Below are 8,979 nucleotides of genomic sequence, written 5' to 3' on the forward strand. Positions count from 1 at the left end.
GTCTGTGTTCGCGCCGTTCGGCGGCGCCTCCGACAACAATCGGAAACGTGTTCGTCCCATCACGGCCCAGTTTTTGCAGACTTTAGGTCGGCATCGACGCGGAGCACGCCATGGATATCCGGGAGATCGATCGGCACCGACGCCGGCACATGGACGACGGGACGGCGGCTCGTCTTCGCGGCGGGGCGATCGTCGCTTCGGCCGCGTGCGCCCGCCTCGGAGATGCGCGATGACCGCCGCCGGACAGCCCGCCCTCCTCGCCCCGTCGGCCGACGCGTCCGCGCGGCGCCCGGCTTCGGAGCGGTTCGGCCTCGCCTACCGGATCGGCCTGCCGATCGCGCTGTGGGTGCTGTTCGCCAACGGCGCCACCCATTATCGCGACCGCCACATCGTGCCGGCGGCGGGCCTGCGCGAGGCGGTCGAGGCCGAGGTCGCGAGCCGGCTGTGCCCGGGGCTGCGCCTCGACGAGGCGAGCTTCCGGATCCACGCGCAGGCGCACGGGATCAACCATTCCGACCTCTACCAGAAGCGCTCCGCCTGGCTGCGCAAGGACGCCGACGCCCTGGAACGCGAGCTGCGCGCCGACCCGGACACCGGCTGCCGGCACATGCTCGACCTCTACGGCGGCGACGGCACCGCGCCGCACCTGCTGACGCACGGCTGACCCGGCGTCGCGCGCGGCGACGGGATCGCACGCCGCCAGCGCCCCGACGAGCCCCGCCCGACCGTGCCGCCGGCGCGAGCCGACCGCCGCGCAGCGCACCCCCGTGCTCGACGAACCCGCCGGGTTCAGGCCGCTTGAACCTGCGGCGCGTCCTCGGCACCGTGCAGGATGCAGCGTCCCTTGCCCGCGGTCTTGGCGGCGTAGAGGGTCTGGTCGGCGCGCCGCATCAGATCGGCGAGACCGAGCGGGGGTCCCGACGCGGCGGGCCGCTGCCGGGCGACGCCGACGCTGATGCCGATTCCCGCGAACGCGCCTCCGCCGACCTGATAGGGCGCGGTGATCGCCGTGATGATCCGGCCGCCGAGCCGGCGCGCCGCCGCGTCGTCGAGCCCGTCGGCGAGCACGAGGAACTCGTCGCCGCCGAGGCGGCAGGCGGTCGCGTCCGGCCCGATCGCCAGCGCGAGGCGCCGTCCGACCTCGCGCAGCACCGCGTCGCCGGCCGCGTGCCCGAGGCGGTCGTTGACCTGCTTGAACCCGTCGAGGTCGAGGTAGAGCAGCGTCCGGTCCCCGGCCCCGGCCGGGCGCGCATCGAACGCCTCCTCCAGGCCGCGGCGGTTGAGCAGCTCGGTCAGCGGATCGGTGATCGACCGGCGGTGGCTTTCGCGTTCGCCGAGGATCGCCTGGACGGCCGCCGCCCGGTGATGGCGCAGGATGCTGCGGTTCATCAGGACGAAGGCGACCGTCTGGATCGCGATCAGCGGCAGGAATTGCGGATGCGTCGTCGCGAAGGTGGTCTTGTAGCTGAGGTCGATGAACAGCACCTGCGCCATCGCGTAGCGCGGGGCCGCGAAGTTTCGGCCGACGATCCCGCCGATCGCCGCGAGCCCGGAGGCGAGCACGACCATCGACATCGCCATGTCGCCCGAGGGGACGACGCAGGCGATGGTCGCGCCCTGCAGGCCGGCCCAGAGCAGGCCCGTCGCGAAGACCGGGCCGGACGGCGCCTCCACCCGCCGCAGCAGCACGAGGCGCAGCATCAGCAGGAGCAGGTCGAGGAACGCGATGGCGGCGAAGAGCCACCGGTCCAACCACAGGTAGGCGACCCCCGCCACGGCGATGGAGTTGACGGCGCCGACCACGAGGGGCGTCGTCGAGGTGAAGAAGCCGGCGCGCATGCGCGCCTGCACCGCCTCCGGCAGGTCGGGCCCGATCTCAGCGAGCCATCGCAGGACGCGGCCGTGAGGCGCAGGGTACATCGTCAAGGTCGGTCCCAGGTGCCGCGAAGATCGGGCACTGCAACCGTAGGACGTTCCGATGAAGACTCCGTCTTGGAAGTGGGTGGCTTTTGTATCGATCCTGCCATCCCGTAAGATCAGGCGCTCGGCGATAGGCTCGCAACCTACGATTCGACCGAACAACTGACGATTTCGGGCGCGGTCGGGCGCCACACGCGCTGGGTGTGGCGCCCGGAAAGCGACGGGCGTCCGGGCGTCGGCCGCCGCCGTTTCGGGTCGCCCTTCCGCCGCGTGCGCCGTGCGATCTCACCGATCGAGCGCCGGCGCGGAGGGCGCGTCGTGGTTCAGAAGCGGTACCGCAGCCCGACGCTGCCGGTGTAATCGTCGCCGCCCGCGCGGGCGACGCTGGTCGAGCCGGTGACCACCCCACTGAGCCCGTTGCCGAAATCGAGGTCGAGGCCGCCGGCGATCCGTCCGTAGACGTCGTCGCCGCGGCGCCCGGTCTCGGTGCGGATCAGCAGGCTCGGCGCATAGGTCTGGAACGAGGTCACCGTGCGCACGCCGTCGAGGACATCGTGCTGGGCGGTGAGGTTGAGGAAGGGCGAGACGATGCCGCCGAGGAGCGGCGCCACCGTGCGGATCTGGAGGCCGCCGCCGACGGTCAACCCGTCGAGATCCTGGCGCCGGACGCCGATCGTGAGCAGCGGGTCGCCGGTCTCGCGATAGGCGCTCACGCCGGCCCGCGCGTAGGTGACCTCGCCGACCGGGCCGGCCCTGAAGGTCTCGAAATCGAACAGGTAGCCGGTGCGCGCGGCGACCGTCACCGTGTCGCCCCCCGGCGCGGCCGCGAGCCGGTCGTTGAGCACGCCCGGCCGATCGAGGGCGAAGCCGTTGCCGCCGTACGTCACGGCCACGTCCGCGAACACCTCCGGGGTGGCGTACGAGGCGAAGACGGCGCCCTGGAAGCTGTCGAGGTCGATCCGGCCGTTGCTCGCGCCGCGGAGGTCGACCCGGGCGTTGAGGTAGTTGAACGCCGCGCCGAGCACGAGGTTGGGCGTCGCCTGGTACAGGAGCCCCGCGGTGACGCCGCCGAAATCGGCATCGTAGGTGTTGCCCAGGCTGCCCGCACCGGCCCGGTTCTGCGCCGTGCGGTCGAGCCCGGCATAGGTGCCGAGCGCGAACACGGAGACCGGGATCAGGCCGGGGGCCGGGCGCCGGCCCGGCAGGTCGGCGGCGAAGGCGGCGGGCACCGACAGGGCAATGTTCCGGCGGCGCTCGGCCCCGAGGAAGTCGATCAGCGTCGACGAGAAGGCGAGGCCGGCGGCCTGCCCGAGCTCGCCCTGCGGCCCGATCGTCAGCGGCGCGTTGAGCTGGTTCGCCACGAAGGCGGCGAGGTAGCCGTTGGCGCGCGCGGTGAGATGGACGCTGTCGACCGAGATGTACTGGTTCTCGACGGCTGGGTTGGTGTACCCGATCACGGCGCAGGCCGGGTTGAATGCGCAACTGCCGGTCGCCGCCTGCGGGATGAATCCGTAGGCCGTCGGGTCCGCGCGCAGCCGGTTCAGCAGCCCGTCCGCATCGAAGTAGTGCACGTTGATGCCGCGATCGGAATACGCCTGGAGGTATCCGGGGAGCTGCGCGTTGAAGGACCGTGCCAGGTCGGCGTTGGCGGCGCGAAAAGTCTGCTGGCTGAAGACCAGCAGCTCGCGCGCCCCGAGGCCGACGAGGCGGTCCAGGTTCGCGACGTTGTTGTTCAGGACCGTCGTCACGCCGGCGGCGCGGGCCGCGTTGGTGCCGGCCGGGATGTTGGTGATGTCGTTGTAGCCGATCCAGAGCGTGACGAGGTCGCGCGATCCGAACCGGCCGCCGCGGGCGGCGAACTGGTCGATCTGGTCCGGCACGCCCCAGGGAAAGAAGGGCGAGAGCAGCGTGTTCGGCTCGAGGTGGAAGGCCTGCGACCCGCCGATCGCGTAGTCGTTGCCGGGCGCGTAGGGCGCGCCGATGCGGGCCGGGATCTGCTCGAAGTAGCCGGGCGCGTTCGACCAGCGCCCGCCCTCGTAGAGCTTCGTACCGCGCATCGCGTCGAGGGTGCCGGTGGGGCTGTAGCCGGTCTCCCGCAGGATGCGGCCGTTGTCGGTCAAGCTGTCGCCGAAGGCGTAGACGCCGGAGTAGTACCCGGATTGCGCGTGTCCCAGGCCGGGCGACGACAGCACCATTCCCGACGCGAGCAGCGCCGTCCGCAGGACGCGAGTCATTTCATTCCCCCCATTCGGATGACGGCACGGATTTCCTGCGAACCGCATCCGGAGAAAGAATGTCACGCCCATTTCCCGGTCAAAACCCCTTCCCGGGCATCGAACGGTCAGCACATCAACAGTGTTGCGTCAAAACAACAAATACAACACGGATTTTCTACTTCTAATGATCATATAGCAACCTTCGATCACTATACCGCGCGGTATTCCGGGATCGATCGACGGAACGCCGGTCGCGCGAAGGCTCGCGGATGCGCGCAGGACGAACCGCGCGACATCGGGGGGCACGGGATCGGCGATGCGCGTCGCCCGGAACCGGCCCTGCGACCCATCCAGGCGCATCGGCGCCTAGATCACGCTCCAGGTGGTGCCGTCCTTGCCGTCCTTGACCGCCACGCCCATCGCGGCGAGGGCGTCGCGGGCGCGGTCCGAGGCGGCCCAGTCCTTGGCGGCGCGGGCGGCGGCGCGATCGGCGATCAGCGCCTCGATCGCCGCCACGTCGAGGCCCGCGGCCGCGACCGTGGCCGCGTCCCGCTCGGAGCGGGTCTGCCCGAGGAACCCGAGCAGGTTCGCCCCGGCGCGGAGGCGCGCCGGATCGTCGAGGCGGTGGATCTCGGCGAGCGCCGCGGCGGTGTTGAGGTCGTCGAGCAGCGGATCGAGCACCGCCTCCGGCGCCTCGGCGGCGGGCCTTGCGTCGCCGACGGCGCCGTACCAGCGGTCGAGCATCCGCCGCGCCTCCTCGAGGCCGCGCAGGGTCCAGTCGATCGGCTGGCGGTAGTGCGACTTGAGCATGGCGAGGCGCACCACCTCGCCCGGCCAGTCGTTCAGCACCGCGCGCAACGTGACGAAGTTGCCGGCCGACTTCGACATCTTCTCCCCCTCCACCTGGAGGAAGCCGTTGTGCAGCCAGGTGTTGGCCATTACCGGCGTGCCGAAGCAGCAGCGGGACTGCGCCACCTCGTTCTCGTGGTGGGGGAAGATCAGGTCGATGCCGCCGGCATGGATGTCGAAGGTCTGCCCGAGATGCCGCGCCGACATCGCCGAGCACTCGATGTGCCAGCCCGGGCGCCCGGGCGCGGCGATGCCCGACGGCGACGGCCACGACGGCTCGCCGGGCTTCGAGGGCTTCCACAGCACGAAATCGAGGGGCGAGCGCTTGTAGGGCGCGACCTCGACCCGCGCCCCGGCCTCCATCTCGTCGAGCGGGCGCTTCGAGAGCGCGCCGTAATCGGGCATCGCGGGCACGTCGAACAGCACGTGGCCGGCGGCGACGTAGGCGTGGCCGGACGCGACCAGCGCCTCGATCATCGCGACCATCTCGGCGATGTGGTCGGTGGCGCGCGGCTCGATCATCCGCGGGCGCTCGCCGGGCACGTTCACGTCCTCCGGCATCAGCACGCCGAGGTCGCGCAGGTCCGCGTGGAAGGCGGCGAGCGTCCCGTCGGTGAGCGCGCGGATGGTGATGCCGCGCTCGGCGGCGCGGGCGTTGATCTTGTCGTCCACGTCGGTGACGTTGCGGGCGTAGGTGACGTGCGCCGCGCCGTAGACCCGGCGTAGCAGCCGGAACAGCAGGTCGAAGACGATGATCGGGCGCGCGTTGCCGATATGGGCCGCGTCGTAGACCGTCGGGCCGCAGGCATACATCCGGACATGGCTCGGATCGATCGGCGCGAAGGCCTCCTTGGCTCCGGTCAGCGTGTTGTAGAGCCGCAACATCGGCGCCATGAAACGTCCCTCGTCCTTCGCGGCCGCGATCCCGGCGGCGCTGCCCTCGCCGGGCGCCGGACCCGCGAAAACTCTCGTTTGGCGTCAGTGCCCTGGGCGCCGCGCGCCGCCCCCGCGGACGGGGCTCCGCGCGACCCGGCCCGCCGCAATGCCGCCGGCTTCGCGCCGAGCCGTGTTGCGGATCGGCGACGGTCCGGAGGCCCGGATCGGGCTACCCGAAATCCGTCAAGAATTCGAGACCGGCGCGGCGGCGCGCCGGCTCGGGCGGCGCGATCGGGTCCGGGCACGGAAATCCGATCGGCGCCGGAAAGCCTTTGTTTACCCCGCCGTCGGATTTTGACCGTCGAATTCCCGCCCGCGACTTCAACCCGCACGCCAGACCCTGAACCGGGGCATCCCCTGAACAAGGACGTATCCATGCGACGCTCGGCTGCCGGATTCGGTGCACTCGCTGCCGCTGCCCTCCTCGTCACGATCGCCCACGGCGCGATGGCCGCCGGCGACGGCGAGACCCCGGCCGGCAAGGGCGCGCCCCATGTCGAGAAGACCTTCCTGATCCCGTCGAGCGACGGCTACGGCGTCGGCGAGTGCCTGACCAGCCCCGGCAGCGAGTGCGGCCAGGTCGTCGCCAACGCCTGGTGCGAGGCGCAGGGCTACGCCACCGCCAACGCCTACGGGATCGCGGCCGCCGAGGAATACACCGGCGCCGTCGACCTTCCCGTCACCAAGCCGGCCGACCGCCCGATCCGCATCACCTGCCAGGATTGAGGGGGTCCCCGAAGCGTGCCCCCTCCCCCGCAGAGGGGGAGGGACGCGTGCGCGTCACCCCTTCAGGAACGCGCCGCATTTCGGCGGCGGCTCGGTGCCCCAGGGCATCAGCGGCACGCTCGAGGTCGAGTTCTTGGGCGACCCCTGAATCACCTTGTCGGAATAGACCATGTAGATCAGCGTGTTGCGCTTGGCGTCGCAGCCGCGCACGATCTGCATCGACTTGAAGATCAGCGAGCGGCGCTCGCTGAACACCACCTCGCCCTGGCCGAACTTGCCGGTGAACTGCACCGGCCCGACCTGGCGGCAGGCGAGCGAGATGTCGGAGACGTCCTCGGCCAGCCCGAGCGTGCCCTTGATGCCGCCCTTCTCCGGCTGGGTGTACCAGCACGCGACGCCGCTCACGAGCGGGTCGTCGACGCCGTAGACCACGAGCTTGTCGTTGGGCGTGAGCGGGCGCCAGACCGTCGACTTGTCGAAGATCCGGTCGGGTTCCTGCGCCGCGGCGGCGCCGGTGAGGCCCGCCAGCGCGGACAGGAACAGCACGGCCCGCGCGCCGCGTGTGAGACCCCGAAGCAACATCGTCCGCCATTCCCCCGCTTGTGTCACCGCGGGCATGTAGGAGGGGTGTCGCCGATGCGCGAGGGCGTTTAAAAAAGTTAAGCCCGCCGGTGCTTCGCTCGCCGGCGCCACTCTCCACGACGCGGCGGACCGCATAGCTCCCCTTCCGCCCTGCGCCGAACCCCCGATCGTTCGCCATGCCGTCGATGCGCCACACCTTTCGCCCGCTCCGCCGCCCGCTCGCGATCCTCGCGCTGTGGCTCGGCGCGGTCGCGGCCGGGCAGGCCCAGGCGCCGTCCCCCGAGCCGAGCCAGTCCCCGCTTCCGACCCAGGCAAGCGTTCCGAGCCAGAGCCACCTGCCGAGCGCGGCCTGCCTGCGCTACCGGTCCGAGCTGGCGAGCCTCGGCAACGGCGCCAGCATGGTGCGCGCGCTCCAGAGCGAGATCGGCCGGCTCGAGGCCTATCACCGCTCCCTGAGCTGCGAGGGCGGCACCTTCCTGTTCTTCGACACGCGGCCCCCGCAATGCGGCGCGGTCGAGCAGCGCATCCGCGCGCTCAACGCCACCTACGGCGGCGCGGCGATCGACGACAGCGGTGCCCGCCGCCGCCAGCTGCAGGGCCTGATCGCCGCCTCCTGCGCCGATACGGCGCGCGTCGACCCCGCCACCGGCGAAGCCTATGCCCGCGGCGGCGCGCAGGTGATCTGCGTGCGCACCTGCGACGGCGCCTACTTCCCGATGCGCAACCTGCCCGAGGGCCGCAACGGCGCCGACGAGATGTGCCAGGCGCTCTGCCCCGGCACCGAGGCCGTGGCCTACTCGATGCCCTACGGCGACGAGGCGCTGAAGTCGGCCGCGACGGTGAAGGGCGGCAAGGCCTACGTCTCGCTCGCCAACGCGTTCAAGTTCCGCAAGACCTTCGTGCCGAACTGCTCGTGCAAGCCCGCCAACAGGACTTGGGCGCAGTCGCTGGTGAAGGCCGAGAGCATGCTGGTGCGGCACAAGGGCGACATCTTCGTCACGCCGATGCAGGCGGAGGCGCTGTCGCGCCCGGCCCCGAAGGTCCGCCTCACCCTGGTCGGCCGCGCCGACAAGACCGCCGCGGTGCTGGCCGCCGACGCCGCCGAGCGCTCGGGCCTGCCCGTCGAGATGGCGCCGAAGCCCGCGCCGGACCTCTCGACCGAGCCGTCGACGACCGGCACCGCCGAGCGCACGGTGCGCATCATCGCCCTCGATCGGCTCGTGCCGGCGAAGGCGCCCGCCCCCTGAGCGGCGGCGCCCGAACGCGGGAAACCGGAACCGGAATTTCGGAACCATCCGGCGCCTGAGGGGTTCGGTTCGGCCTTTTACACGATCCTCGAGGCCGACCGAATGCGGACACTCCGCCTGCTCCTCCTGACCGGCACGATGCTGCCCGGGCTCGTCCTCGCCGCACCGGCCTTCGCCCGGCAGGACGGCGCCTCCGGCACGATCCTCCTGGCGCAGGGCGGCCCCGACGAGCGCGGGCCGCGCGGCGGCGAAGGTCCCGGCGGGCGGGGTGGCGATGGACCCGGCGGGCGCGGCGGAGAAGGCCGCGGCGGCGGGCGCGAAGGCCCGGCCGGCGGTCCGCCCGGCGGACGCGAGCGGCCGGAGCCGCGCCCCGAGCGGGCGCCGCCGCAGGAGCGTCCGCAGCCGCGTCCCGAGCGCGCCCCGCCGGCCGAGCGTCCGGCCCCGCAGGAGCGCGCCGCCCCGCCGGCGGCCCGCGAGCGCCCGGAGCCGCGCGAGGACCGTGC

Annotated in this window: 7 protein-coding genes and 1 pseudogene; 4 read left to right on the forward strand and 4 right to left on the reverse strand. The window is 72.1% G+C overall.

The genetic code is table 11. From position 1 onward, the window contains the following. Nucleotides 1-229: 229 nt before the first annotated feature. Entirely contained in the window at nt 230-664 is a 435-nt protein-coding gene (locus MKK70_RS06760) for a hypothetical protein (RefSeq protein ID WP_147728860.1), read from the forward strand. A 125-nt stretch (nt 665-789) separates the two neighbouring features. Here the strand turns inward: MKK70_RS06760 and MKK70_RS06765 are convergent, their stop codons facing one another. From MKK70_RS06765 to cysS, 3 genes are all read right to left on the reverse strand, one after another. After that, nucleotides 790-1,920: a sensor domain-containing diguanylate cyclase gene (locus tag MKK70_RS06765; protein WP_243946489.1), complete on the reverse strand. Its 1,131-nt coding sequence runs from the start codon at nt 1,918-1,920 to the stop codon at nt 790-792. Between the two features lie 323 nt (nt 1,921-2,243). Beyond that, nucleotides 2,244-4,154, reverse strand: coding sequence for an autotransporter domain-containing protein (locus tag MKK70_RS06770; RefSeq protein WP_243946490.1), 1,911 nt, complete (start codon nt 4,152-4,154; stop codon nt 2,244-2,246). A gap of 348 nt (nt 4,155-4,502) precedes the next feature. Beyond that, a complete protein-coding gene (cysS, locus tag MKK70_RS06775) occupies nt 4,503-5,879 on the reverse strand; it encodes a cysteine--tRNA ligase (protein WP_243946491.1) in 1,377 nt (458 codons plus the stop codon). A 417-nt stretch (nt 5,880-6,296) separates the two neighbouring features. Between cysS and MKK70_RS06780 the strand changes: the two genes are divergently transcribed. Then, nucleotides 6,297-6,647: a hypothetical protein gene (locus MKK70_RS06780; protein ID WP_147729418.1), complete on the forward strand. Its 351-nt coding sequence runs from the start codon at nt 6,297-6,299 to the stop codon at nt 6,645-6,647. A 54-nt stretch (nt 6,648-6,701) separates the two neighbouring features. On the opposite strand, the gene MKK70_RS06785 is transcribed toward MKK70_RS06780, so the two are convergent. Continuing rightward, complete coding sequence (locus tag MKK70_RS06785; RefSeq protein ID WP_147844549.1) at nt 6,702-7,229, reverse strand: CreA family protein; 528 nt, start codon at nt 7,227-7,229, stop codon at nt 6,702-6,704. Nucleotides 7,230-7,414: 185 nt separating this feature from the next. On the opposite strand from MKK70_RS06785, the gene MKK70_RS06790 reads away from it, so the two are divergent. Continuing rightward, nucleotides 7,415-8,476 carry a DUF2865 domain-containing protein gene (locus MKK70_RS06790; RefSeq protein ID WP_409567201.1) on the forward strand — a complete coding sequence of 354 codons (1,062 nt, stop codon included), beginning with the start codon at nt 7,415-7,417 and terminating at the stop codon, nt 8,474-8,476. Between the two features lie 102 nt (nt 8,477-8,578). Continuing rightward, nucleotides 8,579-8,979, forward strand: a pseudogene (locus MKK70_RS06795) (cell envelope biogenesis protein OmpA); the annotation flags it as partial.

Source organism: Methylobacterium sp. E-041, assembly GCF_022829665.1.
In the GTDB taxonomy this organism is placed as follows: Bacteria; Pseudomonadota; Alphaproteobacteria; order Rhizobiales; family Beijerinckiaceae; genus Methylobacterium.